25 protein-coding genes are annotated in these 24,253 nt (G+C 66.6%); 15 read left to right on the top strand and 10 right to left on the bottom strand.

Translation table 11 applies throughout. The features are described from left to right. Positions 1-148: 148 nt before the first annotated feature. Positions 149-919, top strand: a complete 771-nt coding sequence (locus AC5Y4C_RS08550; RefSeq protein ID WP_499914053.1) for a DUF3027 domain-containing protein — start codon at positions 149-151, stop codon at positions 917-919. Here the strand turns inward: AC5Y4C_RS08550 and AC5Y4C_RS08555 are convergent. Continuing rightward, on the bottom strand, positions 916-1,371 hold the full coding sequence (locus AC5Y4C_RS08555) for an SRPBCC family protein (protein ID WP_499906723.1): 456 nt from the start codon (positions 1,369-1,371) through the stop codon (positions 916-918). The two genes, AC5Y4C_RS08550 and AC5Y4C_RS08555, sit on opposite strands and share 4 nt — an antisense overlap. A 16-nt stretch (positions 1,372-1,387) precedes the next feature. Beyond that, positions 1,388-1,651 (bottom strand): DUF2530 domain-containing protein, encoded by a 264-nt coding sequence (locus AC5Y4C_RS08560; protein WP_499906721.1) that lies wholly within the window; start codon positions 1,649-1,651, stop codon positions 1,388-1,390. 37 nt (positions 1,652-1,688) lie between these two features. Here AC5Y4C_RS08560 and AC5Y4C_RS08565 point away from each other — a divergent pair, with 37 nt between their 5' ends. Both AC5Y4C_RS08565 and AC5Y4C_RS08570 read left to right on the top strand, forming a co-directional pair. After that, positions 1,689-2,507, top strand: coding sequence for a TrmH family RNA methyltransferase (locus AC5Y4C_RS08565; RefSeq protein WP_499961610.1), 819 nt, complete (start codon positions 1,689-1,691; stop codon positions 2,505-2,507). Further along, on the top strand, positions 2,504-2,779 hold the full coding sequence (locus tag AC5Y4C_RS08570) for a DUF2537 domain-containing protein (RefSeq protein ID WP_499914057.1): 276 nt from the start codon (positions 2,504-2,506) through the stop codon (positions 2,777-2,779). The genes AC5Y4C_RS08565 and AC5Y4C_RS08570 overlap by 4 nt, the downstream gene beginning before the upstream one ends. Here the strand turns inward: AC5Y4C_RS08570 and sepH are convergent. Next, on the bottom strand, positions 2,776-3,543 hold the full coding sequence (gene sepH / locus AC5Y4C_RS08575) for a septation protein SepH (protein WP_499914059.1): 768 nt from the start codon (positions 3,541-3,543) through the stop codon (positions 2,776-2,778). The two genes, AC5Y4C_RS08570 and sepH, sit on opposite strands and share 4 nt — an antisense overlap. Before the next feature lie 83 nt (positions 3,544-3,626). Beyond that, positions 3,627-4,745 (bottom strand): phosphoserine transaminase, encoded by a 1,119-nt coding sequence (serC, locus tag AC5Y4C_RS08580; RefSeq protein ID WP_499906713.1) that lies wholly within the window; start codon positions 4,743-4,745, stop codon positions 3,627-3,629. Between the two features lie 55 nt (positions 4,746-4,800). Here serC and AC5Y4C_RS08585 point away from each other — a divergent pair, with 55 nt between their 5' ends. From AC5Y4C_RS08585 to AC5Y4C_RS08595, 3 genes are all read left to right on the top strand, one after another. Further along, positions 4,801-5,649 carry an aldo/keto reductase gene (locus tag AC5Y4C_RS08585; protein WP_499961612.1) on the top strand — a complete coding sequence of 283 codons (849 nt, stop codon included), beginning with the start codon at positions 4,801-4,803 and terminating at the stop codon, positions 5,647-5,649. 145 nt (positions 5,650-5,794) lie between these two features. After that, positions 5,795-6,820, top strand: coding sequence for an AurF N-oxygenase family protein (locus AC5Y4C_RS08590; RefSeq protein WP_499906707.1), 1,026 nt, complete (start codon positions 5,795-5,797; stop codon positions 6,818-6,820). 4 nt (positions 6,821-6,824) lie between these two features. After that, positions 6,825-8,498, top strand: coding sequence for a 4Fe-4S binding protein (locus AC5Y4C_RS08595; RefSeq protein ID WP_499961613.1), 1,674 nt, complete (start codon positions 6,825-6,827; stop codon positions 8,496-8,498). Here the strand turns inward: AC5Y4C_RS08595 and AC5Y4C_RS08600 are convergent. Beyond that, positions 8,452-9,387, bottom strand: coding sequence for a LysR family transcriptional regulator (locus AC5Y4C_RS08600; protein WP_499906703.1), 936 nt, complete (start codon positions 9,385-9,387; stop codon positions 8,452-8,454). The genes AC5Y4C_RS08595 and AC5Y4C_RS08600 overlap by 47 nt on opposite strands. Positions 9,388-9,458: 71 nt before the next feature. On the opposite strand from AC5Y4C_RS08600, the gene AC5Y4C_RS08605 reads away from it, so the two are divergent. Beyond that, the gene (locus tag AC5Y4C_RS08605) at positions 9,459-9,794 is read left to right on the top strand and encodes a nuclear transport factor 2 family protein (RefSeq protein ID WP_499906701.1); all 336 of its coding nucleotides are present in this window, start codon (positions 9,459-9,461) and stop codon (positions 9,792-9,794) included. Between the two features lie 9 nt (positions 9,795-9,803). Here AC5Y4C_RS08605 and AC5Y4C_RS08610 read toward each other — a convergent pair whose 3' ends face one another. Next, positions 9,804-11,036, bottom strand: a complete 1,233-nt coding sequence (locus tag AC5Y4C_RS08610; protein WP_499961615.1) for an alpha/beta hydrolase family protein — start codon at positions 11,034-11,036, stop codon at positions 9,804-9,806. Between the two features lie 91 nt (positions 11,037-11,127). Then, positions 11,128-11,856 (bottom strand): hypothetical protein, encoded by a 729-nt coding sequence (locus AC5Y4C_RS08615; RefSeq protein ID WP_499906697.1) that lies wholly within the window; start codon positions 11,854-11,856, stop codon positions 11,128-11,130. 413 nt (positions 11,857-12,269) lie between these two features. On the opposite strand from AC5Y4C_RS08615, the gene AC5Y4C_RS08620 reads away from it, so the two are divergent. The 4 genes from AC5Y4C_RS08620 to AC5Y4C_RS08635 all read left to right on the top strand — a co-directional run bounded on the left by AC5Y4C_RS08620 (position 12,270) and on the right by AC5Y4C_RS08635 (position 17,822). Continuing rightward, the gene (locus AC5Y4C_RS08620; protein WP_499961617.1) at positions 12,270-14,432 is read left to right on the top strand and encodes an Rv1355c family protein; all 2,163 of its coding nucleotides are present in this window, start codon (positions 12,270-12,272) and stop codon (positions 14,430-14,432) included. Positions 14,433-14,476: 44 nt separating this feature from the next. Beyond that, positions 14,477-16,336 carry a putative bifunctional diguanylate cyclase/phosphodiesterase gene (locus tag AC5Y4C_RS08625; RefSeq protein ID WP_499961754.1) on the top strand — a complete coding sequence of 620 codons (1,860 nt, stop codon included), beginning with the start codon at positions 14,477-14,479 and terminating at the stop codon, positions 16,334-16,336. A 72-nt stretch (positions 16,337-16,408) separates the two neighbouring features. Continuing rightward, the gene (locus tag AC5Y4C_RS08630) at positions 16,409-17,083 is read left to right on the top strand and encodes a TetR family transcriptional regulator (RefSeq protein WP_499906693.1); all 675 of its coding nucleotides are present in this window, start codon (positions 16,409-16,411) and stop codon (positions 17,081-17,083) included. A 64-nt stretch (positions 17,084-17,147) separates the two neighbouring features. Continuing rightward, positions 17,148-17,822, top strand: coding sequence for a ScbR family autoregulator-binding transcription factor (locus AC5Y4C_RS08635; RefSeq protein WP_499914073.1), 675 nt, complete (start codon positions 17,148-17,150; stop codon positions 17,820-17,822). Here AC5Y4C_RS08635 and AC5Y4C_RS08640 read toward each other — a convergent pair. Continuing rightward, positions 17,810-18,211 (bottom strand): PAS domain-containing protein, encoded by a 402-nt coding sequence (locus AC5Y4C_RS08640; protein WP_499914075.1) that lies wholly within the window; start codon positions 18,209-18,211, stop codon positions 17,810-17,812. The genes AC5Y4C_RS08635 and AC5Y4C_RS08640 overlap by 13 nt on opposite strands. Before the next feature lie 803 nt (positions 18,212-19,014). Between AC5Y4C_RS08640 and AC5Y4C_RS08645 the strand changes: the two genes are divergently transcribed. Both AC5Y4C_RS08645 and AC5Y4C_RS08650 read left to right on the top strand, forming a co-directional pair. Beyond that, entirely contained in the window at positions 19,015-19,410 is a 396-nt protein-coding gene (locus tag AC5Y4C_RS08645; RefSeq protein ID WP_499907452.1) for a helix-turn-helix domain-containing protein, read from the top strand. 625 nt (positions 19,411-20,035) lie between these two features. Next, entirely contained in the window at positions 20,036-20,485 is a 450-nt protein-coding gene (locus tag AC5Y4C_RS08650) for a hypothetical protein (RefSeq protein WP_499914077.1), read from the top strand. Positions 20,486-20,518: 33 nt separating this feature from the next. Here AC5Y4C_RS08650 and AC5Y4C_RS08655 read toward each other — a convergent pair whose 3' ends face one another. Both AC5Y4C_RS08655 and AC5Y4C_RS08660 read right to left on the bottom strand, forming a co-directional pair. Then, positions 20,519-20,971 carry a VOC family protein gene (locus tag AC5Y4C_RS08655; protein ID WP_499914079.1) on the bottom strand — a complete coding sequence of 151 codons (453 nt, stop codon included), beginning with the start codon at positions 20,969-20,971 and terminating at the stop codon, positions 20,519-20,521. A gap of 112 nt (positions 20,972-21,083) precedes the next feature. Then, the gene (locus AC5Y4C_RS08660) at positions 21,084-22,208 is read right to left on the bottom strand and encodes a citrate synthase 2 (protein ID WP_499906682.1); all 1,125 of its coding nucleotides are present in this window, start codon (positions 22,206-22,208) and stop codon (positions 21,084-21,086) included. A gap of 83 nt (positions 22,209-22,291) precedes the next feature. On the opposite strand from AC5Y4C_RS08660, the gene pdxH reads away from it, so the two are divergent. Both pdxH and AC5Y4C_RS08670 read left to right on the top strand, forming a co-directional pair. Next, complete coding sequence (pdxH, locus tag AC5Y4C_RS08665) at positions 22,292-22,954, top strand: pyridoxamine 5'-phosphate oxidase (RefSeq protein ID WP_499961620.1); 663 nt, start codon at positions 22,292-22,294, stop codon at positions 22,952-22,954. Then, on the top strand, positions 22,932-24,242 hold the full coding sequence (locus tag AC5Y4C_RS08670) for an MFS transporter (RefSeq protein WP_499961622.1): 1,311 nt from the start codon (positions 22,932-22,934) through the stop codon (positions 24,240-24,242). Before pdxH ends, AC5Y4C_RS08670 begins: the two co-directional genes overlap by 23 nt. The last annotated feature ends 11 nt before the right edge of the window (positions 24,243-24,253 follow it).

The raw sequence follows: 24,253 nt of genomic DNA on the forward strand, positions 1-24,253 counted from the left end.
TAATACCGGTGATCACCGCCGCGATCACCGCCGAGGGCGTCTCGCCGCGGTCCGCTCACAGCGTCGATTGTCCACTATCGGGCGGACGCGGTGGCGCAGCTAGCCGGTGTGGCTGCGGGCGGGTGCGTCGGGCACTATTGGGGATGCAATGGACGACGTGACCGTGGCCGACGCGCAGGCCACCGAAGCGCCGGCCGCGGACGTGCTGGCCGGCGCGGTCGAGCAGGCCCGCGCGGCGATCGTCGAGTTCAGCGGTGAGACCGTCGGCGAGTACATCGGCGTGACGTTCGACGACGCCACCGCGGCCACCCATCGCTTCCTGGCGAACCTGCCCGGCTATTGCGGCTGGCAGTGGGCGGTGGTGGTGGCCGCGCATCCGGGCGCCGACCACGCGACCATCAGCGAGGTGGTGTTGGTGCCCGGGCCGACGGCGCTGCTGGCCCCGCAGTGGGTGCCGTGGCAGGACCGGATCCGGCCGGGCGACCTCGGCCCCGGCGACCTGCTCGCCCCGCCGCGCGACGATCCCAGACTCGAACCCGGCTACGTTCTCACCGGCGACCCGGCCGTCGACGACGTCGCGGTGGAACTCGGTCTGGGGCGGCGGCAGGTGCTCAGCGCGTTCGGGCGCGCCGCGGCCGCGCAGCGTTGGCACGACGGCGACTACGGCCCGCAGTCGCCGATGGCGCGGTCCGTTCGGAGGGTCTGCCGTGATTGCGCGTTCTACCTTCCACTCGCGGGCTCGCTCGGCAGGATGTTCGGCGTGTGCGCCAACGAGATGTCCGCCGACGGCCACGTCGTCGACTCCGAATACGGATGCGGCGCGCACTCGGACACTCCGGCACCCCCCGGCAATGGTTCGCCGCGCTATGACCCGTTCGACGACGGCGTGCTGGATCTAGTGGAACCTCAACAGGGCTAAGCCTTTTCGGCCGCCGCTTTGATCTTGGCAAGCGATGCGTTCATCCCGTCGAGCAGCTCCTGCTCGAAACTGGGCACTCCGCCGAACAACATGTTGACCAACATGTTCGACGCCGCCTTCACACCATTTTCGGCGTGCCGCGACTCCACCACGCGGGTACCGGTGGCGGTCGGTTCGAGCTCGTAGCTCCAGACGGTGTTGTTGGTGTTGACCCGGAACGCGAATTTGCGTTGCGGCACAACCTCGATGACCGTGCTCGTGGTCGGCCAGAACAGCCGGTTGCGGCGGTTGAGATTGACGGTCCGGGTGCCCGGACGCAACGGTCCGAGCGGCTTCATCATGCGGCACTGCGGACTCCACTCCGGCATCCGGCGGAAGTCGGTGATCAACTGCCAGACCTTCTCGACGGGAGCGTCGATGTCGATCTGGGCTTGCAACAGCGGTGCGGCCATTGGTGCCTCCTGTTCTTCAGTACAGGCCGGTTTGAGCGCCGCGCGATCCGCTGCGGGCCGCGCGACGCTGCCACAAATACAGCAACGTGCCGAATGCCGCGACGCCGAGGCCGGCGACGGTGACCGGCCGCCAAGTCTGCAGCTCAGGCACAGTGAAAGCCGCGATCGCCGCGGCGATCCAGGCCAGCGTGCACACGGCGATCACCGGACGGGGGTCGAGCAGAGCATCGGGCAGCGGAGGCGGCTTCACGTCGTGGTCCGGGTTCCCGTCGGTGCTCATCGGCACCAAACCTAGCCCACTGTCATAGTGTTCGGCCGTGGCTGCACAGGTCATCGACGTCGCCGATCCCGCCGACACGCGCCTCGACGACTTCCGCGACCTCAACAGCATCGACCGCCGCCCCGATCTGCCCAGCGGCAAGGGCCTGGTCATCGGTGAGGGCGTGCTCGTGGTGCAGCGGATGCTGGCCTCGCGCTTTCGCCCGTTCGCCTTGCTCGGAACCGACCGGCGCCTCGGCGAGCTTCGCGACGACCTCGCCGGCGTGGACGTCCCGTACTACCGGGTGCACGCCGATGTCATGGCCAAGGTGGTGGGCTTCCACCTCAATCGCGGGGTTCTGGCGGCGGCACGCCGACCGCCGATGCCCCCGCTGCTCGAACTGATCGCCGACGCCCGCACGATCGCGGTGCTCGAGGGTGTCAACGACCATGAAAACCTCGGGTCGCTCTTCCGGAACGCGGCCGGACTGGGCGTCGACGCGGTGGTATTCGGTCCTGGTTGTGCCGATCCGCTGTACCGACGCGCGGTGCGAGTGTCGATGGGTCATGTCCTGCTGGTGCCGTTCTCTCGTGCGCAGGCTTGGCCTGGTGATGTGAACACCCTGCGCGACAAGGGCTTTCACGTGCTGGCGATGACACCCGACTCGAGCGCCGTGGCCCTGCCCGACGCGATGGCCAGTCTGCGACATGAGAAAGTGGCAATCCTGGTCGGCGCCGAAGGCCCCGGCCTCAGCCGAAAAGCCATGTGCGCCAGCGACATTCGGGTGCGGATTCCGATGTCGCGAGGCACCGACTCGCTGAATGTCGCGACAGCGGCGGCGCTGGCGTTCTACGAGCGGGCTAGGCTCGGCCGATGACCGACGACGACCTTGCGCGCACGCCGTGGGGGACAGGGCTGACGGTCGCCGGATTCGTCGCGGCCGTCACTGCGGCTGCCGTCGTGGTGCTGAGCCTTGGCGTGTCGCGGGTGCATCCGCTGTTGACTGTTGCGCTGAACCTGATCGCCGTCGGCGGCCTCGCGCCGACGTTGTGGGGGTGGCGGACTGTCCCGGTGCTGAGGTGGTTTGTGCTGGGCGGCGGCGCCGGTGTGCTGATCGCGTGGCTGGCGCTGCTCGCCATCGCCGTCTAGTGGTTGCCGGAGCGAACGTCGAGCAGCACGTCCTCCCACGCCGGCACGGCGGGCCTGCGGCGCCGTGCCCGAGGCGGCGCGGGCTGAGCGGGCGGCTCGGGCGTCGGCGCCGGCTCCTCGGCGGGTGCCTCCTCGAAGTCCAGCTGGGCCACCGCTGCCACCGGGCGAAGCGGCCGCTCGAAGTTCGGGTCGATCAACTCGGTGGCGGTGTCGTCGAGCGGAGTCGACGTGCCGCCGTGCGCGCCGGGGGTGAACCGGAAGTGCGCGACGTTTCGCGAGCGGCCCGCCTGCCAGGTCAGCTGCACGGTCCAGTGGCCGTCGGCGTTCTTCCAGGCGTCCCACGACGTGGCGTCATGGTCCAGGCCGCGCGCGACGAGGGCGCTGGCCACGGTCTCGAGCAGGGTCTGCACCGCGGGCCCGTCGGCGAGCACTGGGTGCGATGCGGTTGCCAGCTCAGCCGCGCGGGAGCGCTCCAACAGCACCGGGTGCGCAAACCGCTCCACCCGGGACACGTCCACCCCGGCCGACTCGGCGACCTGCTCGACGGACGCACCCGCCCTGATCTTGGCCTGAATCTCCCTGGGACTGAGCACGTTTGTGACCTCGATGTCGACTTCTGGCTGGCGGTTGCGAGCGACCTCGCCCCGCACAGCGGCTTGCAGCCGGTCGTCGGCGCGCAGCCGGAACTTCTCGCCCGAGTGCTTGCTCTCGCAGATGATGTGTTTGCCGTCGACGTCTAGGCCGACCACCGTGAGTTCTCGCATGCCGACCTCCTCCGGGCTGTCACGACATGCCCGTCAGCTGCGCACTTTAGACGAGGACGGGGCGCAAGCGGCGCTGACACGCGCTAAAGCCGCTCGACCACCCAGTCCACGCACGCGGTCAGCGCGCTGACGTCGTCGGGGTCGACGGCGGGGAACATCGCCACCCGCAGCTGGTTGCGGCCGAGCTTGCGGTACGGCTCGGTGTCGACGATGCCGTTGGCCCGCAGCGTCTTGGCCACTGCGTTGGCGTCGACCTCGTCGGCGAAGTCGATGGTGCCCACGACCTGCGAGCGGAGCTCGGGGTCGGCGACGAAGGGCGTGGTGTACGAGGTCGCCTCCGCCCACGAGTACAGCCGCTGCGACGAGTCGGCGGTCCGTTTCACCGCCCACTCGAGTCCACCGTTGTCCAACAGCCAGTCGATCTGCTCGGCCAGCAGCACCAGCGTGCCGATTGCCGGAGTGTTGTAGGTCTGGTCCTTGCGGCTGTTTTCGACCGCGATCGGCAGCGACAAGAAGTCCGGCACCCAGCGGCCGGCCGCGGCGATCGACTCGACGCGTTCCAGCGCCGCCGGGCTGAGCAAGGCCAGCCACAGGCCACCGTCGCTGGCGAAGTTCTTCTGCGGCGCGAAGTAGTAAGCGTCGGCCTGTGACACGTCAACGGGCAGACCGCCGGCGCCAGAAGTGGCGTCGATCAGCACCAGCGCGCCGCCGGAATCCGCGGGCCGACGCACCGGGACGGCGACGCCGGTCGACGTTTCGTTGTGCGCCCAGGCGATGGCGTCCACCGACGGGTCCGACTGTGGCTGCGGCGCGCTGCCCGCCTCGGCCTTGACGATGATCGGCTCGCCCACGAACGGGTTCTTGTCCACCGCGCTTGCGAACTTGGAGCTGAACTCGCCGTACGCCAGGTGCAGCGAACGCTTGTCGATCAGCCCGAAGGCGGCGGCATCCCAGAACGCGGTGGCGCCGCCGTTGCCCAGCACCACCTCGTAACCGTCGGGCAGCGAGAACAGCTCGGCCAGTCCCTTGCGCACGCGTCCCACCAGGTTTTTCACCGGAGCCTGCCGGTGCGAGGTGCCGAACAGCGGCGCCGCGGTGGTGGCCAGCGCCTGCAGTTGCTCCGGTCGCACCTTCGACGGTCCCGATCCGAACCTGCCGTCTTTCGGCTTGATCGAGTCGGGGATCGTGAGTGCTTGCGCCATGGGGTCCAGGTTAGGCAAGCGTTTGTGGCCGTCGGCTATCGGGCACAGCCTCCGTATGAGCACTGTGGCACTGATCGACCTCAACGACGGCAACCGCATTCCGCAGCTGGGCTTCGGCACGTACCAGATCGAGCCGCAGGACACCGCCGAGGCGGTGCGCACCGCGCTGGAAATCGGTTACCGCCACATCGACACCGCGCAGATGTACGGCAACGAGGAAGGCGTGGGGCAGGGCATCCGCGACGCCGGCCTGGACCGCGAGGACGTGTTCGTCACCAGCAAGCTCAACAACGGGTTCCATCGGCCCGACGACGCTCGCCGCGCGTTCGACGACACGCTGCGCAAATTGGGCTCGGACTACGTCGACCTGTTCCTGATCCACTGGCCGCTTCCGACGCTCTACGACGGCGACTTCGTCTCGACCTGGAAGACCCTCGAAGAGTTCGCGAAGGACAAGCGCGCCCGCAGCATCGGGGTGTCGAACTTCCAGCCGCATCACGTGCTGCGGCTGCTCAACGAAACCGACACCGTGCCCGCGGTGAACCAGGTGGAGATCCACCCGTATTTCACCAACGACGAGGTCCGCGACTACAACCGCGAGCACGGCATCGCGACCGAGGCGTACTCGCCGATCGCGCAGGGCAAGGTGCTCGACGACCCGGTGATCATGCGGATCGCCGCGTCGGTGGACAAGTCGCCCGCCCAGGTGGTGCTGCGCTGGCATCTTCAGCGCGGCGACATCGTCATTCCGAAGTCGGTGACGCCCGAGCGCATCAGGTCCAATTTCGAGGTGTTCGACTTCGAGCTCAGCGACAACGAGGTGGAGGCGATCTCCGGACTCGACCGCGGTGAAAACGGCAGGACCGGAGCCCACCCGGATACCTTCGACTACATCCCCGACTAGCCATGGCAGTGACCTAGATCACGTGACATGCGTCAAGTGCCCGTCGCCCACACGACGGCGCAAGGTCTAGACAGTTACCCAGTACCCGCGGTACCGTCTCTGGACATAAAGCGCATCGATGTAAACCTCATAGGGGAGGGTACGAATGGCTCGGACGCGCGTGATCAAGCGGTGGAAGCGCAACATGGAGGTCGACCCTGGCAACCCGGCCGACCGCGAATACGTCGACACCCTGGCCGTCCTCTCCGAGGGCTCGGTGCGCCGGAACTTCAACCCGTACACCGACATCGACTGGGATGACCCCGCGTTCGCCGTCACCGAGAACGACCCCCGGTGGGTGCTGCCGGCCACCGACCCGCTCGGGCGGCACCCGTGGTACAAGGCCCAACCGCTGGAGAAGCAGATCGCGATCGGCATGTGGCGTCAGGCCAACGTCGCGAAGGTGGGCCTGCACTTCGAGAGCATCCTGGTCCGCGGCTTGATGCAGTACACGTTCTGGGTGCCCAACGGGTCGCCGGAGTACCGGTACTGCCTGCACGAGTCGGTCGAGGAGTGCAACCACACGATGATGTTCCAGGAAATGGTCAACCGCATCGGCGTCGACGTGCCGGGCATGCCGAGGCTTTTGCGGTGGATCTCGCCGCTGATTCCGCTTGCAGCGGGGCCACTTCCGATCGTGTTCTTCTTCGGCGTGCTGGCGGGGGAGGAGCCGATCGACCACGCGCAGAAGAACATCCTTCGCGAGGGCAAGTCACTGCACCCGATCATGGAGAAGGTGATGGCGATCCACGTCGCCGAGGAGGCTCGCCACATCTCGTTCGCGCACGAATACCTGCGCAAGCGCGTCCCGCACATGCGCCGGCGGCCGAAGTTCTGGCTGTCGCTTCACGTGCCGATCATCATGAGGGTGCTGTGCCAAGCGATCACGGTGCCGCCGCGGCAGTTCTTCAAAGAGTTCGACATCCCGCGCTCCGTGCGCAAGGAGCTCTTCTTCGATTCACCCGACTCGCGGCAGTGGCTGCGCGACATGTTCGGTGACGTCCGCATGCTGTGCCACGAGGTCGGCCTGATGAACCGGCCGGCGCGGCTGATGTGGCGGCTCTGCAAGATCGACGGCCGGCCGTCGCGCTACCGCTCAGAGCCGCAGCGCCAGCACCTTCCGGCGGCGTAATCGGATGCCGCACGTCATCACCCAGTCGTGCTGCAGCGACGGGTCCTGCGTCTACGCGTGCCCGGTGAACTGCATTCACCCGACGCCCGACGAACCCGGCTTCGCCACCGCGGAGATGCTGCACATCGATCCGGACGCGTGCGTGGACTGCGGCGCCTGCGTATCGGCCTGCCCGGTCGGTGCGATCGCCCCGGACACTCGGCTCACGGCTGAGCAGTTGCCGTTCGTCGAGCTCAACGCGTCGTTCTATCCGCCTCGGCCGCCAGGCGAAAAGCTGCCTCTCACATCGAAACTCGCGCCCGTCATCGAGGCGCCGGCGATCCGGCGGCGCGGCCCGCTGCGGGTGGCCATCGTGGGATCGGGTCCCGCGGCGATGTACACCGCCGACGAGTTGCTGACCCAACCCGACGTGCGGGTCAACGTGTTCGAGAAGCTGCCCACGCCGTACGGCCTGGTCCGCGCGGGCGTGGCGCCCGACCACCAGACCACCAAGCGTGTGACGCGGCTGTTCGACCGGATCACCAGCCAGCCCGGGTTCGGCTTCTATCTCAATGTCGAAGTGGGAAAGCATCTTTCGCACGAAGAGCTCCTGCGCCACCACCACGCGGTGGTCTATGCAGTCGGCGCATCGGCAGACCGGCGCCTGGACATCGAGGGCTTCGGCATGCCCGGCACCGCCACCGCCACCGAACTGGTCGGCTGGATCAACGCCCACCCCGACTACCGTGACCTGGACGTGCCGCTGGACCACGAGCGCGTGGTTATCGTCGGCAACGGCAACGTCGCGCTCGACGTCGCACGATTGCTCACCGCAGACCCTAAAAAGCTTGCCGCCACTGATATTTCGCGTGCTGCACTGACGGCACTGGCGGGCAGCAAGGTGCGCGAGGTGCTGGTCGCAGCCCGTCGGGGCCCGGCCGCGTCGGCGTTCACCCTGCCGGAAATGATCGGGCTGACGAATGCCGCGCGGGTGGCGTTGAGCGCCGACGACCACGAGCTGGTCCGAGCGGATCTCGCCCACTGCTCCGATCGCCTCACCCGGCACAAGCTCGAACTACTGGCCTCCCTTGACGTTCACGACGATCACGGCGACGCGCCGGTGGTCCGGCTGGCCTACCGCATGACGCCGTCGCGGGTGCGCGGGCGTCGGCGCGCCGAAGGCATCGAGTTCTTGGTCACCGGCACCGACACGGTCCGCGACGTCGCCGCTGGGCTTGTGCTGAGCTCGATCGGCTACCGCGGCCGGCCGGTACCGGGTCTGCCGTTCGACGACGACGCGGGCGTGGTGCCAAACCGGGGCGGCCGCGTGCTCGACCCGCAGACCGGTTCGGCGATGCCGGGCAGCTATGTCACCGGTTGGGTCAAAAGGGGGCCAACAGGTTTCATCGGCACCAACAAGTCGTGCGCCCAAGAGACCGTCAACGCGCTCGTCGACGACTACAACGCCGGCAGGCTCGCCGATCCGGTGGCAGGCCCTCGGGCGTTGGACCGGCTGCTGCGCGCGCGCCAGCCTGAGGTCATCGACCGGACGGGCTGGCAGGCCATCGATCGCGCCGAGATCGAACGCGGTCGCGCGGACGGCCGGCCGCGCGACAAGTTCGCCACCGTCGAGGAGATGCTGCAGGTGGCCGCTAGCGCCCGGCCACGCCGCGGCCTGCTGGCCGGTGTGCTGCAGTAGCGTCGGCCCGGGAAGCGGCTGCGGGAAGAGGCCAGAGCCGCACCAGCGCCGCGGCCGCTGAAGACAGCCGGCGGTCCGCCCGCCACGCGACAGCGACTCCTCCGCGCAGCACCGGCCGCACGATGCGCACCAGCCGCACGTCGTCGCGGGTGCGCGCATACGACTCTGGCAGCACTGCCACCCCGAGTCCCTGCGCCGCCAGGTCCGCGACCACCTCCGGATTGCTCACCTCGAGGGTGACCCGGGCGGTGAGCCGGGTGTGCGCGCACCCCTCGTCCAGGCTGGCCCGAATGCCGGCCCCCCGTGGCAGACAGATGAGGTCGTAGTAGACCAGACGGCGCAACGACACAGTGCCGTGCCTGGCCAGCGGGTGAGCCGGGTCGACCGCCGCCACCAGGACGTCGTCGTTGATCACCTCGACGTGCAGGCCGCCCGGCGGAGAGGAGAACCCGATGACGGCCAGATCCAGCGACCCGTCGCGCAGACCGGCGACCAGCTCGGCGGTCGGCGCTTCGATCAGGGTGACCCGTACGTCGGGGTGGCGGTGATGAAACCGCGCCAGTGTTGCGGTGACGACGCCGGGCGGGCACGACGTCATCATTCCCACCGCGACGTGGCCGCGTAGCACTCCACTGAATTCGTTTGCAATGCTACGGATTTCGGCGACGGCCGCCAATGCGGTCCGGGCCAGCGGCAGCATCGCGATGCCAGCGTCGCTGACCCGCACAGAACGGCCGGAGCGGTCGAACAAGGTCTGTCCGAGCTCCTGCTCCAGCCGGCGGATCTGTGTGCTCACCCCGGGCTGCGCGACATGCAGCCTGGCCGCTGCCTTGGTGAAGCTGTTCTCCTCCGCGACCGCGACGAAGTATTCCAACTGGTGAAGTTCCATAACCAATCATTATGGATCGCATAAGGATCATATCTTGGACTTATGGACGGGAACCGACGCACCATGAGGGCATGGAACCTATGACGATTGCCCAGACCTACTTCGACAGCTGGAACGACAAGGACTTCGACCGGTTGCGGTCGATTCTCGCCGATGATGTGACATTCTCCGGGCCGCTGGGGTCGGCGAGCGGAGCCGACGACTACGTCGCGTCGCTCGCCCGGTTCGCGCAAGCCCTCGATGGCGTCTCGGTGGAGAAGATGATCGCCGACGACAGCGACGTGCTGACCTGGTTTCACCTCCACCCCAAAGGAGGCGACCCGGTGCCCGTCGTCAATTGGTGCCACCTGGAAAACGGCCGTGTGCAGCGGGTCCGGGTGACCTTCGATCCGCGGCCGCTGCTGTAACGGACCCCCTCAGCGGTGCAGCAGCCCCGACTGAACCAGGGCCGCCTCGATGAAGTCCTGCACCGGCCGAGAGCGGAAGAATCCGGTATGGCCGCCGCGATACCAGACGATCTCGGGGCGGCCCCAGTGCTCCCAGAGCCGCACCACCTGCTCGCGCGGGTGGACCAGGCGATCGGCGACACCGCCGTAGATGAAGCGGCCACGCATCGGCACTTTCGGTGTCAGCGACAACGGTGACACCATCCGACCGATCGGTCTGGCCATCCGGATCGTCTCGCGGCGCGGGTCGTCACTGCTCAGCCCCGAGTGACGGGCCAGGACGTCGACAAGATCGGCCACCGGGACACCGAGGATCGCGCACGTCAGGCCGTCTTCGAGGCTTGCCACCAGCGCCGCGATGTAACCACCCAGAGAGATGCCGTCCAGCCCGATCGGCGATTCGGGCTCCTGCAACCGGATCCACGACAGCACCCGGCGGATGTCCCACACAGCCTGCGCCGCCGCGTGCACGTCGTCCTGCACGTCTTCGCCGGGCAGGACGGCGCCCTTGGGCACCCCGCGCTTGCGTGGGCCGTGCAGCGGCAGCACCGGCAGCACGACGTTGAGGCCCAGGTCCTCGTGCAGGTGCCAGGCGCGGAACAGCCTCAGGTCGATTCCGCCGCGGCCCATCTCTGTGCCGTGCACGCACACCAGCCACGGGCGCGGCTCGTCATGCCGCAGCATCAAGCCGTATTCACGATTGTTGGCCGTGTAGGACAGCCAGCGTTCGCGGCCGGGCTCGCCGTCGTAGGGTTCGTAGCCGCTATCGAATGCGAACCGGTGGTAGGACCGGTTGCGCCGCTTGACCTCGCGCAGTCCGATGTCGGTCAGTTCCGGCGGCGCGGCGAAGAAGCCCTCGGGCGCGTCCAGCCAGCCCTTGTCGCCATAGAACTGCAACGCGGCGGTCACCTCTTGGGTGATCCGCTCGAAGGCCACCGGTTCGCTCACCGGCCGGCTCATCCGCAGCCCGCTGAGCACGATCTCGTCGCGCAACGCCTGCGCGGCCAGCGACACGGTAGGCCGGGCGATCGGCAGCTCGCTGGGCTTACCGTCGAGGTAGTCGCGCCAGGACTGGGCGTAGTAGCGACCCGTGCGAGCGAACGGGCGAATGACCGCCGACCGCACCGCCTGCACCCGGGAAGGCTTGTCGGCAGACGTTTGTGCGGGCTTGTCCTGCGGCTCGTCGCGATGGGGTGCTGCCATGTAAGGCGATGTTATGCCTAGTGCCAACGGCACCGGACAGTCGCCCACCCCTGCCCAGACTCACCGGCAGGCCGGCCGCCTCGGACGAGGCTCAGCGCGTCGATTCGGCGACGGCAGCAAAGTTACTTCGGATCGCACTGTTTTCGATGAGCATCTTGGCGGCTTGGTGCGGCGCAGCGTGGCGGATGAAGGTACGCCGGTCCCACCAGATGAGCTTGGTCTGGTAGCGCTCGTCGGGGTACGGCGCCGCCGGAATGGGGGCGATGACGCCGCCGGACGACCGCCATCGGTTGAGGACATAGGCGGCGGCAGTGGCCATGTGGAACTGCACGCCCAGCAGCGTGGCGATGTGATATCCGCTGCGGGCAATGGCCTCGGTCAGTTGCTGGCTGTGCGCAACTTTCTCGCCGACCCAGGCGGATTTCATCTCCAGGACGCCATAGGGAATCCGGTCCTCGATCATCTTGCGTACGGCTTCTTGCCCGGGTTGGCCTTGCCATTCGACGACGGCATGCGAGTCGTCAGCGCAGCTCAGCGGACCGATCGCGCGCACCCCGGCAACCACGGTGTCGTCGGCGTCGAGGGCTGCGAAGAACATGATCGTGTCGTCTCCGCTCTCCAGAGCGGCTTGGTCGAGGGCGCATTCGACGCCGTGGCGCCGGTAACTGTGCACGGCACCTTCGCCGTACTGCTCCCACAACTGCGGATCCACGCCGGGCTGAGACACCATGAGGCGGTAGCCCGTTTCGTCGTCATGCCAGCACAGTCGCTCGCTGAGTTGGAAATTCGTGATTTGCTGTTGCGAGAATGCGATCGGCATTACTCATCTCCTTCGCGGGTTGGCTGGGGTGGACGACTTTTGCTCCCTGCATCAACTCGCACCCCGAGGGTCATATGTTTTCATAATGACCAGGCATAAATCCCGGGCTAATTCTAATAGTTCGGTTAATGCAAATCTAGATGCGAAGGGTATGTAATTAGTGCTAGTTTCATACTTTTAGTTTTCCACAGCCCGGTGCCCTTGGCGCGGCTACCACCACAACGTATTGCGGTTATGCTGCGACGGAATTCCGGCAATCGCCATTATTGACGGGTGCTTTTCCGAACGCGGCGGGCGACCATTACGACACCCTTTAGCCGTCGCCATGGCGCAAATTCGACCGGCGACTCGAGGTACTGACGAGCGCGGGCCGCCTCGACACGGCGACGTGCGCATGCCACCCTACATCTGCTGTGACACAGGCGCCTGACCCAGATGAGCACCGCGCGCGCGTCCTCGACGCCGGCGATGCTGACGACCATGCGCTCTTGACGCGGCTGCGCGCCGACGAGCGCATCGACGTGGTCGACACAGTCGCGCAACAGAAGCGCACCCTCGCCGGCATCGTGCCCTCGCCGCCACCCGAGGTGACCACCGAGCCGACGCGCTGGGCGTACTTCCCGTGGCGCCGAACGCTCGCGGCGATTCTGGGTCCGCGTGGGTATCGGCTGGTGCGACTGGACCGCAACCGCAACCTCATCACCGCCGCAGAGCACGAGCGGCTCGCCGCGCTGCGCGTGGGAATCGTGGGGCTCAGCGTCGGTCACGCCATCGCGCACACCGTTGCGCTGCAAGGAGTGTGCGGATCGCTGCGGCTGGCGGACTTCGACGATCTCGAGTTGACCAATCTCAACCGGGTGCCGGCCACCGTCCTCGACCTCGGCCTGAGCAAGGCGGTAGTCGCAGCCCGTCGCATCGCGGAGGTCGACCCGTATCTTTCGGTGGACGTGATGCCCTGCGGCATCACGCCGGAGTCTCTCGACGAATTCGTCGACGGTGTCGACATCGTTGTGGAGGAATGTGATTCGTTCCAGATGAAGGCCGGTGTGCGGTTGGCGGCGCGGGCCCGCCGTCGACCGGTGCTGATGGCGACCAGCGACCGTGGATTGGTCGACGTGGAACGCTTTGACCTCCAACCCGATCGCCCGATTTTTCACGGCCTGATAGGGGATATCGACGGCGAAGGAATCGGCTCGCTTGGAGGCGCGGACAGGGTTGCACAGTTGCTGCGCCTGATCGACGGTGCCGCGCTCTCCTCACGCGGCGCAGCATCGCTGCTCGAAATCGGCCACACGCTGTTCACCTGGCCTCAACTGGCCGGCGACGTCGCGGTCGGCGCCGGGACGATCGCGGAGGCCATCCGCCGGATAGGACTCGGCGAACCCCTTCCGTCGGGACGAATCCGCGTCGACGTCGCAGCCGCGCTGTGCAACCTCGACGATCCGCTGTCACGGCCCACCCCGACGCCACCTCCGTCGACCTCTGCGCCTGAGACGGCAGAGCCGGAGCGCGTTGCGGAATCCGTTGCTGCCGCAGCCATCCGGGCACCATCGGGCGGGAACGCACAGCCGTGGAAAATCGAATTCAGCGACCACTCGGTCAGTGTGTCGCTCGTGCCGGAGCACACGTCGACCATGGATGTCGGCCTTCGCGCCAGCGCAGTCGCCCTGGGCGCGGCCGTGTTCAATGCGCGTGTCGCCGCGGCCGCGCAAGGCGTTCTCGGTCCGGTGTCGATATCGGAAGGCGGCAACGGCTCACCGCTGCATGCGGTGCTGACCCTCGGTGACGAGCAGCCGGATAGGTTGTCCGCGCTGGCCGATGCCATGCGCAACAGGGCGACCAACCGGCACGCGGGAACAACGAAACCGTTGCCCCCCGCCGCAATTGCGGATTTGACGGCCGCCGCCGCCAGCGAAGGCGGCCGGCTGCGGCTCCTGACCGACGCCGCCGAAATCAACTCTTGCGCAGCGATTCTCGGCGAATCCGACCGAATCCGTTATCTGACACCGAAGCTGCACGCGGAGATGATCTCGGAACTGCGGTGGCCAGGCGACGACGCGGCCGAGTCGGGTATCGACGTTGCGAGCCTGGAACTCGATGCAAACCAGTGGGCGGTGCTCGACATTCTCCGCCGATCCGATGTGATGGCTGAACTCGCCGCGTGGGATGGCGGCGCCGCCTTGGCCGCTGACACCCGTGACCGTGTCGCGGGATCATCCGCCGTTGCGGTTGTCTACGTGCATGGCCGTACGCTGCTGGACTATGCACGCGGCGGATCAGCGCTGGAAGCGGTTTGGGTGGTGGCAGAGCAGCATGGCATTGCGGTGCAGCCCATCTCGCCGGTGTTCCTGTACGCCCACACCGCTGACGAGCTCATCAGTCTGTCGCCCTCCCATGTCGCCGAATTGACAACGCTGCGAGACGAGTTCGCTGATCTTGTCGGTCTGGAAACGGGGGAGTCGCCGGTGCTGGTGCTGCGGATGTTCTACGCAGCGCGTCCGTCGGTGAAGAGCCGTCGGCGTCCGTTGACTGCCGGTCGGTCCGACGCGCACCTTCGATCTGCGGAGCTGCGGTGACCGTAACCCTCGATGTCCTGGTCACCTCCGTTGCGACGAAGCTGATGTCGGCGACGGCGGCGAATGCCGCTCAGGTGAGTCAGGACGTTCTGGCCACCATGGTCGAGTACTTCGACGTCGACGTGAGCTTTCTGCGGCACAACGACCACAAGATCCGGGCCTCGCGGCTGATCGCAGAATGGCCACCGCGCGAGGACATCCCGGATCCGGACCCACTCGCGGTGGTCTACTTCGAAAACGCCGATCCGGTGTTCGCGGTATCTGAGCACGCCAAAGCGCCGCTGGTGATTCGTCCGGATCCCACGACCAACGACTACCAGCGTCGCATCGAAGAGGGCCGCCACATCGTGGAGACGTCCATGGCCGCAGCGCCGCTCGTCTCGGGTGAGACCACCACCGGGGCACTCGGTTTCGTGAAATACGGCGACCGTGAATGGACCACCGAAGAGCTGAATGCGGTGGAAGCGATCGCGTCGCTGTTCGCCCAGCTTCAAGCGCGGATCAACGCCGAAGAGCAGCTGCGCTACCTCGCCGACCACGACGACCTCACCGGCATGCACAACCGCCGGTCCCTGCTGAGCTATCTCGACGGGCGGTTGCAACCGAGCCAGCCTCCTGCGGTGGCGCTGCTGTTCCTGGACCTCGACCGTCTCAAAGCCATCAACGACTTCCTCGGGCACACCGCGGGAGACCAGTTCATCCGGGCCGTCGCGCAGCGGCTCTCCGACAAAGTCGGTACTACCGCGCTGATCGCCAGACTCGGCGGCGACGAATTCGTGGTGGTTCCGCGCTCGGCTGTCGATATCCACGACGCGGAAGCGCTGGCGCAGGAATTGCACGCCGCATTGTGCGACCGCGTCAATATAGAAGGCGAATTGGTAACGCGGACCGTCAGCATTGGGGTAGCGACCGGTATTCCCGGAGAAGACAGCACAACGGATCTGCTGCGGCGTGCGGATCAGGCGGTGCTGGCCGCGAAGAATGCCGGCGGGAATCAGATCGCGGTGTTCACCCACGAAATGGCGAAGCGCAGTGAATTCCGCAACGACATCGAATTGCACCTGCAAGACGTGATCGACAGTGGGGCGCTGACGCTGCACTACCTTCCCGAGGTGGACATGCGCACCGGCGAGATCCTGGCGCTCGAGGCGTTGGTCCGATGGCAGCATCCGGTGTGGGGCCTGCTGTCGCCGGACGCGTTCATCGGTGTCGCGGAATCGGTCAACCTCGCAGGCGAATTGGGCCGCTGGGTGATCAGGGCAGCATGTTCGCAATTCGCAGCCTGGCGCGAACGTGGTCTGGGACACAATGCGCTTCTGCGGCTCAACGTATCCCCCGTGCAGCTCGTCGCGGCCGGTTTCGTATCGACAGTCGCCAACATCATGGACGAGTATTCGCTCGACGGCAGTTCGTTATGCCTCGAAATCACGGAAAGCGTTGTGGTGCAAGACATTGAGACCACACGCACGACTCTCGCGGGGCTGAGCGCGCTGGGTTTGCAAGTTGCCATCGACGACTTCGGCACCGGCTACAGCGTGCTGTCTTACCTCAAGGACCTGCCTGTCGACACACTCAAGATCGACAGGAGCTTCGTGCGTGAACTCGGCAGTAACGCCGGGGATCTGGCGATCGTGCGCGCCATCATCGGACTTGCCGAGGCGTTCGATCTCACTTTGGTCGCCGAAGGAGTGGAGACCGAACTGGCCGCTCAGACACTGGTGGCCCACGGCTGCTACCGCGCTCAGGGCTTTCTGCTGTCGCGGCCGCTGCCTCACGATGCGACCGAGAGGCTTTTGGCTGCCGGTCGAGTTCCGATGCGATTTCCCGTCACCGAGGCGGCCGGTGGATCCGACGCCGACGGCGGTGAACACGGTCACCATTCGTCTACCGACCGGGTCCATTGACCGAAGTGCAGACCGAAGTGGCACAATACCTCAAAGAAAGTCCGTATTCCGTAAAGGTATTCCGAGCGTCACGTGACCGAACCGAGCGATAAGCGAGCCGACCTCACACGTCGGCAGATTCTTCATGCCGCGGCTCATCAGTTCGCGCATCGGCCTTACAGTCAGGTCAGCCTCGACGACATTCTCGCCAATGCCGCGGTCACCAAGGGCGCGATGTATTTCCATTTCCGGTCCAAGTACGCATTGGCACTGGCGATCATCGAGGAACAACTGGACAGAGGCCGGGTCGCCGCGAAGGCTGCCTTCTCGCGTCGGCTCTCTGGTCTTGAGACGTTGATCGACATGTCGTATCTCGTTGCCACACTTGACCTCAGCGACGAGGTGTGCCGTGCCGCAATGAACCTGGTCGAGAGCGTCGGTCGTGCCGACGGTGTGCAGGCGAAACTGCTCGGCGAATGGATCGACGCATTCGCGATCATCTTCGAGCGCGCGATTTCCGAGGGTGACGTCAAGGCAGACGTGGCGCCCGACGCGGCGGGACGGCTGCTCGTCGCGTTGTACATGGGGCTGCGCCAAGCCAGCGACCTGTCGAATTCCCACACCTTCTTCGCGAACTTCGAGCAGTTGTGGCTGCTGGTCTTGTCCGCCGTGGCGCCGCCCGACCGGGCCGGGTACATGACCCAGTTCATCAAGCGGCGCACCGCGATGGCCGTGAACACGGTGCCCCTGCGCGCCGACACGCCCTGACCGCGCGGCGCTGTTACGCTCACCGGGGCGCCGCGGCGACGGCGGACTTCGGAGGAGTGCAGGCATGGCGCGGCAGGCCCGGTCTGAGTTGACCCGGCAGAAAATCATCGACGCCGCGGTTGGCCTGTTCACCGACGTCGGCTATGAAGCCACCAGCCTGGGCGACATCATCGACCGGGTCGGGGTGACCAAAGGCGCGCTTTACTACCACTTCGACTCCAAAGAGACGCTGGCGCGCGCGATCGTCGAGGATGGGATGGCCGCGATGACGGCCTGTTTCGCCGACATCACATCGGCGCCGGCGCCGGCCTTCGAGAACGTCATCCACGCTGTGTTCGTCGTCGCCGATATGGTGCGGCACGACAAGTTGGCTCGCACGGCCGTGCGGCTGGCTCGTGCACAGGCCGACTTCAGCGAGTGGGCAGCTGAGGTCTACACCGGATGGATTCAAGTGATCACATCACAGATGACGTCGGCGCGGGAGCAAGGCGACCTCAACGAGGCCACGGACCCGGTGACGGCCAGTGAGCTGCTGCTAGCCGCGGTCCTCGGCGTGGAATTGTTGTCCAGCGCCAGTTCCGGATACGACGATCTCGTCGCTCGCCTCACCCGCGCCTGGGATGTGCTGCTTCCGGCGATCGCCAACAACGAGGCGCTGCCGTACTTTCGCGAGTTCGTCTCCCGGGAATCGATGCGTCATGCGGGGTCAGCGCTGACGATCGGAACTCAAAGGCCTTGAACCCACAGCTGCTCGGTGAGGTCCTGAAAAGTCACCAGCGCCACGGGATCGTCGTCGCGTCGTAGCACCGACTTGCTCATTCGCGCGTTCACCGGCGACCCGTCGTGATGTTTGAGCTCGACGACGACATCGGCAAAGGCGCGCATGGCGGCCACTGCTGAGGTGTCCGCGGGCAATGCGGTGAACAATTCCCGAAACTGCAACGCGGTGAGTTCCGCATCGGTGTAGCCGAGCATTTCAGCGCAGGCCCTGTTCGCGAATATGATTTCGCCGTCTTCGGCCACGGCCAGCGCGGCGACCGGGAGCCGGTCGAGCAGCACCAGCGCAGGTAGCTGACGCAGGACTTCCAGGGGTGACTGGCCGGCTTGGTGGTTACGTCGACGCTCCATGGTCCCGAAAATCCTTGATACGGACAACTTCTGAATGTGGGTCACGGAAATTCGTACCACATTTCGCAGGCCTTTTTCGGTCTTCGGCAGCCTGAAAAGTGTGATCAGCAGCATGGGGCCTGCGCTGGTCGCTGACACGATTCCGGCGGTAGGAATGGAAAAATGCAATACTGCTGATCATCATTATTGAACTGGCGGGCAAATATTACGAAATGCGGAACTGATTTTACGCCGCCGCAAAGCGATCGAGCGTTCCCGCCGGTCGCATGGTTTTCGGCCGTCCCAGGTCACCGTGTCTGCGCGCCGAGACGCCGCGTGACGGTGCCCGGCCCGCTCGGGCATACCCGTGGTTGCTCGGAACGCGCATAATCATCCCGAACGTATGTAAAGATGTCATCGTTCTAGTCGTCGGTTTGATGTTGCGCGTTACGGCGAGGCGGGCTCTTCGAACCCACCTGCCAGCACGTGAGGGAAAGAGGAGTTGAATGAGTGACACATTCGCAGCCCGTTTGAACCGGTTGTTCCAAACCGTCTTCCCGCCAAGCCGCGGACCGCACAGCTCGGCGGAACTGGTGGCGGCGCTCAACGCTCAGGGCGTGCGCACGTCGGCCCCCTACATCGCGCAGCTACGCGCCGGGGTGCGCACAAATCCGTCGAAAGAGCTGGTGGAAGGCATTGCCGCGTTCTTTCGGGTGAGCCCCGCGTACTTCACCGACGAGCAGTACTTCGACAGCATGTCCGAGGGCCCTCTCGACGCGGTGACGCGTGTGCACTCGCTGCCGTGGCGGGAGCAACGGCGAATGGTGAAAAAGACGTTCACCCAGCGGCTCAACCGCCTGTTCGACACGGTGTATCCCCCTGGCCGCGGCCCCCACACCTCGGCGGAGCTGATCAATGCCCTCAACGCTCAGGGCATGCGGATCTCGGCGCCCTACCTGTCCCAGCTGCGTAAAGGCACGCGCGGGAACCCGTCGAAAGAGATGGTGGAGGGCATCGCCGCGTTCTTCCGCGTCAGCCCGGCCTACTTCACCGACGACTGGTATTTCCGGGTCATGGACAAGGAGCTGACGATCCTCGCGGCGATGCGTGACCAAGGGGTGCGACGGGTTGCCAATCGGGTGGTGGGGCTGTCCGCTCACGCCGTCGAGGAGCTCGCTGCAAAGGTTGAAGAGCTGCGTCGGGCTGAACACCTCGACTGACGCCCTCAGCGGTCCATCCGCGGACGCTGGTTAACAGCGCTTTGCCGACCGGTGTCGACGTCGCGGCCGACAGGCATTGGTCAAACCGGTTCGATGCCCACTCTTTCTGCGTGGGACGACAGCTCTACGTTTGCGATTCGCCTCGGACGACGGCAGCGCTGAGCACGCTGTCGAGCGCGGATCTCAGTGGTGCCCGGTTTTGCTAGATGTTGTGAGGTCAACAACGCCGTGGCTAGACTCGGCGGTGGTTCGGCGAACAGCCGAGCCGACGGCGCACGCCATGGGTTGAGCCGAGGCGCCATCGGTGGTTTCGGCCGGCGGGGTACCCGTGGATGCGCCGACGAGCGCGTTGGCCGCCTCGCCGAACACCCGGACGGGTGCGGCCAACGCGCTCGTGAGTGATCATGTGGGGCAAACTGCGGGCTATCTGCAATGTCGAATCTCGGGGTCGCACTGGCGATTTCGCGCGCGGCCCCAGCGCTGTACCTTTTAAGCGCCCTGGATCGGCGTTTATTTGCAAACGAAAATACGAAAGTCCGGAAACCGAAGACTTTTTTGATTAAAAGTCGGTATTGTCCGGTACATGCCGACTCAAAGCTCTATCAGGCCGGCGCCTCCTGCCAAGATGGACGGTCTTCACGCAGCAGGTAGCGAACCGCGGCGTGGCGCTGACGCGAAGCGAACCCGCTCGCATCCGCACATCGACCTGGTCAAGGGATTGACGAAGCAGGCCGCCGCCGACCTTGCCAACCGATTCGGCTGGACACAGCTCCCCACCGACGAAGTTCCCTACTACCAGAAGTCCGAGGCCACGCACGGTCGGCTCACCCGTTGGGTGCGCATTCTCGACCCCGGTCGCAGTGGCGTGGTCGAGTACATCAGCTTGTACTGGGACGACGACGGGCATTGGACCGGCCTCGCGGGTAGCGAGCGGTACCGGCGCGGCGTCAGTGTCGGCACCGAGTGGGTGCGCACCGTCGCGGCTCTGGAGGAACGCTTCCGTGGCGGCGCCACCGACGAGCAGGGCGAATCCGACCCGGCGATGCTGCGGCTGGTCGGCGAGGCCGACGCTTGATGCCGCGGATGTCGCAGCGCTGAGGCGCTAGGGCTACTGCTGGCTGAAGGCCCGCTGTATTTCTTCAGGGCTCACTTCACGTACCGGCTGGCCCAGCGACCACTGATGACCGAAGGGATCGCGCAACATGCCGTACCGGTCGCCCCAGAACTGGTCCTCGACCGGCATGACTACCGTCGCACCAGCGTCGACCGCCTGCTGAAATTTCGCGTCGACATCGGTGACGACGAGGTGGATGGTCACCGGCGTGCCGCCGAGCGCGGTCGGTGCACTGGGCTTGCCGTCGTTCATCTCGGGGAAGTCGTCGGCGAGCATAACCGTCGAACCGTTGAGCCGCAGCGCCGCGTGGATCAGCTTCTTGCCGTCCGGGCCCGGAACGCGGCCGAGTTCCACCGCTCCGAACGCCTTCACGTAGAAGTCGATGGCGGCGGCCGCGTCGTCGACGGTCAGGTGCGGCAGCACAGCAGGCTCTACCTTGATGGCCATGGTGATCTCCTTCTTCCGGGGTCGGCTCACTAGATAGACCTGCCAACGGCGCCGAAGTCATCGTGACCATCGCCTGCCCGCGAGGAAAGGATCGTGACGCGAGCGACGGCAGTCAGACGCCGACGCGGGCGATCTCCGACCACCCGTCGACCGAATCCAGCGGCCGCGGGCCGGGTCCCACATACACCGCGGACGGCCGCACCAACTTGCCCAGCCGCTTCTGTTCGAGGATGTGCGCGCACCACCCGGCGGTGCGCCCGCACGTGAACATCGCCGGCATCATCCTTGCGGGCACGCCGGCGAAATCGAGGATCACCGCAGCCCAGAACTCGACGTTGGTTTCGATCGCCCGGTCTGGGCGGCGTTCGCGAAGCTCGGTCAGCGCCGCCTGCTCCAGCGCCGCGGCCACCTCGTAGCGTGGCGCGGCGAGTCGCTTGGCCGTTGACCGCAGCACCCTGGCCCGCGGGTCCTCCGCGCGGTACACGCGGTGGCCGAAGCCCATCAGCTTCTCCTTGCGGTCGAGGATGCCCTTCACCACGGCGGTCGCGTCGCCGGTCTTCTCGACCTCTTCGATCATCGGCAGCACGCGTGCCGGTGCGCCGCCGTGCAGCGGTCCGCTCATCGCGCCGATGGCCCCGGACAGCGCGGCGGCCACGTCCGCGCCCGTCGACGCAATCACCCGCGCGGTGAACGTCGACGCGTTCATCCCGTGCTCGGCCGCAGACACCCAGTAGGCATCGATGGCTTCCACGTGCTTGGGGTCGGGCTCGCCCTTCCAGCGGGTCATGAATCGCTCTGTCACGGTTGAACATTGGTCGATCTCGCGCTGCGGTACCGCTGGGCGCTCGATCCCCCGGGCGGACTGCGCGACGTACGACAGCGCCATCACCGACGCCCGCGCCAGTTGCTCGCGCGCCGTGTCGTCGTCGATGTCCAGAATCGGCTTGTATCCCCAGATCGGCGCCAGCATCGCCAAACCCGCTTGCACGTCGACACGCACATCACCGGTATGGATCGGCAGCGGGAACGGCTCGGCCGGGCGCAGGCTCCGCCCGAATCTGCCGTCCACCAACAGCGACCACACGTCGGCGAACGTCACCCGCTGCTCGACCAGATCCTCGATGTCGACCCCGCGGTAGCGCAGCGCACCGCCGTCCTTGTCCGGCTCGGCAATCTCGGTAGTAAAGGCCACCACGCCTTCTAGTCCGCTGACGAAATTCTCCGGTACCGCAGTCATGGCGCTGATTCTCGCACCCGGCTTGCCGGCGCTGTCTACCGGTCGGTAACCACCGGTGCGCTGCTGCGGCGTAGCGTTGCCGCGTGGCGCGACCGGACAACGAGCACCTGGCACGGATGCGAGCCGAATACGGTTCGGTGGAGAAGGACGGCAGTCCGGACCTGGACGTCGACTGGCTTGCCGACGGATGGGTTGCGTTGCTGTGCAAGTGGATTGACGACGCCGAACGCGCAGGCGTGGCGGAGCCGAACGCGATGGTGCTGGCCACGGTCGACCGTCAGGGAAGGCCGGCGAGCCGGTCGGTGTTGTGCAAAAGCGTGCACCAGACCGGCATCACGTTCTTCACCAATTACGACTCCGCGAAAGGTGTCGAGCTGGCCGCGACACCGTATGCGTCGGCGACGTTCCCGTGGTACGCGCTCGGCCGTCAGGTGCACGTACGCGGGCCTGTGAGCAAGGTCACCGCGCAGGCCACCGCGGAGTACTGGTCGAAACGGCCGCGGGGCTCGCAGCTGGGCGCGTGGGCATCCGCGCAGTCGCAGCCCATCGGTTCGCGCGCCGAGTTGCTGGACCGACTCAAAGAGGTCACGGAGCGCTTCGCCGGCGTCAACGAGATTCCGGTACCGCCCAATTGGGGCGGCTACCTCATCGGCCCGGACGTCGTCGAATTCTGGCAGGGCCGAGAAGACCGGTTGCACAACCGAATTCGGGTACACGACGGCCGTGTCGAACGTCTTCAGCCGTAGCTCGCGCCTGCTGGCGGACACCGCGCCGCTGCGTACGCCCGACTTTCGCCGGCTTTGGCTGGCCGGTGTCGTCACCGTCATCGGCGCCAACCTGACGATCTTCGCGGTGCCGGTGCAGATCTATGCGCTCACCCAGAATTCGGCGTACGTCGGGCTGTCGGGCCTGTTCGCGCTGGTGCCGCTCGTCGTGTTCGGGCTGTGGGGCGGCGCCTGGGCCGATGCGATGGACCGGCGCCTGCTGCTGATCATCGCGTCGTGCGGGCTGGCGCTGGCGTCGGTGCTGCTGTGGGCGCAGGCGGCGCTGTCGCTGAACAACGTCTGGGTGGTGCTGTGCCTGCTGTCGGTGCAGCAGGCGTTTTATGCGATCAATTCGCCCACCCGCGCTGCGGCGATCCCTCGGATGCTGCCGGGCGAGCAGCTGCCCGCCGCGAACTCGTTGAACATGACCGTGACGCAGTTCGGCGCGATCGTCGGGCCGCTGCTGGCCGGGGTGCTGCTGAAGTGGGTGGACCTCTCGGCGCTGTATCTGATCGACGCGATCACCTGCTGCGCGCCGATCTGGGCCACGTTCCGGTTGGCCAAGATGCCGCCCACCGGCGAGCGCTCCGTGGGGTGGGGGTTCGCCGCCGTCTGGGACGGGTTCCGCTACCTGGCCGGGCACACCGTCGTGCTGATGTCCTTCGTCGTCGACATCATCGCGATGGTGTTCGGCATGCCGCGTGCGCTGTTCCCGCAGATCTCGCACGAGAGTTTCGGCGGGCCGGTCGAGGGCGGCACCACGATGGCGCTGCTGGCGGCGGCGATTTCGGCGGGAGCGGTGGCCGGTGGCGTGTTCTCCGGCTGGCTGCCGCGGATCCGGCGGCAAGGGCTGGTGGTGGTCGCGTCGATCGCGGTCTGGGGGCTGGCCATGGTGGGCTTCGGGCTGTCGTCGGGCGCGGCGAACGGAACCGGCGGCCTCATGCTCGGGACGGCCGTCGTGTTCCTGGCGATCGGCGGTGCGGCGGACATGGTGTCCGCGGCGTTCCGGTCGACGATCCTTCAGCAGGCCGCCTCCGACGAGGTGCGGGGCCGGTTGCAGGGCGTGTTCATCGTCGTCGTCGCGGGCGGACCGCGGCTCGCCGACGCCGTGCACGGTGCCGCTGCCGCTGCCGTCGGCACCACGGTCGCCGCGGCGGGCGGCGGGGCGCTGGTGGTCGTCGGGGTGCTCGTCGCGGCGCTCGCGGTGCCCGCGTTCGTCCGGTACCGCGTGGCCGTCGCCGGTGACGAGCCCACTGAACGCGGCGACTAGCCGGGTCTTGC

The sequence above is a fragment of the Mycobacterium sp. NGS35 genome, from assembly GCF_059812855.1.

Coding starts and splice junctions, on each gene's coding strand:
- AC5Y4C_RS08550 (WP_499914053.1), top strand. CDS start 149: ATGGACGACGTGACCGTGGCCGACGCGCAGGCCACCGAAGCGCCGGCC.
- AC5Y4C_RS08555 (WP_499906723.1), bottom strand. CDS start 1,371: ATGGCCGCACCGCTGTTGCAAGCCCAGATCGACATCGACGCTCCCGTC.
- AC5Y4C_RS08560 (WP_499906721.1), bottom strand. CDS start 1,651: ATGAGCACCGACGGGAACCCGGACCACGACGTGAAGCCGCCTCCGCTG.
- AC5Y4C_RS08570 (WP_499914057.1), top strand. CDS start 2,504: ATGACCGACGACGACCTTGCGCGCACGCCGTGGGGGACAGGGCTGACG.
- sepH (WP_499914059.1), bottom strand. CDS start 3,543: ATGCGAGAACTCACGGTGGTCGGCCTAGACGTCGACGGCAAACACATC.
- serC (WP_499906713.1), bottom strand. CDS start 4,745: ATGGCGCAAGCACTCACGATCCCCGACTCGATCAAGCCGAAAGACGGC.
- AC5Y4C_RS08585 (WP_499961612.1), top strand. CDS start 4,801: ATGAGCACTGTGGCACTGATCGACCTCAACGACGGCAACCGCATTCCG.
- AC5Y4C_RS08590 (WP_499906707.1), top strand. CDS start 5,795: ATGGCTCGGACGCGCGTGATCAAGCGGTGGAAGCGCAACATGGAGGTC.
- AC5Y4C_RS08595 (WP_499961613.1), top strand. CDS start 6,825: ATGCCGCACGTCATCACCCAGTCGTGCTGCAGCGACGGGTCCTGCGTC.
- AC5Y4C_RS08600 (WP_499906703.1), bottom strand. CDS start 9,387: ATGGAACTTCACCAGTTGGAATACTTCGTCGCGGTCGCGGAGGAGAAC.
- AC5Y4C_RS08605 (WP_499906701.1), top strand. CDS start 9,459: ATGGAACCTATGACGATTGCCCAGACCTACTTCGACAGCTGGAACGAC.
- AC5Y4C_RS08610 (WP_499961615.1), bottom strand. CDS start 11,036: ATGGCAGCACCCCATCGCGACGAGCCGCAGGACAAGCCCGCACAAACG.
- AC5Y4C_RS08615 (WP_499906697.1), bottom strand. CDS start 11,856: ATGCCGATCGCATTCTCGCAACAGCAAATCACGAATTTCCAACTCAGC.
- AC5Y4C_RS08625 (WP_499961754.1), top strand. CDS start 14,477: ATGTCGGCGACGGCGGCGAATGCCGCTCAGGTGAGTCAGGACGTTCTG.
- AC5Y4C_RS08635 (WP_499914073.1), top strand. CDS start 17,148: ATGGCGCGGCAGGCCCGGTCTGAGTTGACCCGGCAGAAAATCATCGAC.
- AC5Y4C_RS08640 (WP_499914075.1), bottom strand. CDS start 18,211: ATGGAGCGTCGACGTAACCACCAAGCCGGCCAGTCACCCCTGGAAGTC.
- AC5Y4C_RS08650 (WP_499914077.1), top strand. CDS start 20,036: ATGGACGGTCTTCACGCAGCAGGTAGCGAACCGCGGCGTGGCGCTGAC.
- AC5Y4C_RS08655 (WP_499914079.1), bottom strand. CDS start 20,971: ATGGCCATCAAGGTAGAGCCTGCTGTGCTGCCGCACCTGACCGTCGAC.
- AC5Y4C_RS08660 (WP_499906682.1), bottom strand. CDS start 22,208: ATGACTGCGGTACCGGAGAATTTCGTCAGCGGACTAGAAGGCGTGGTG.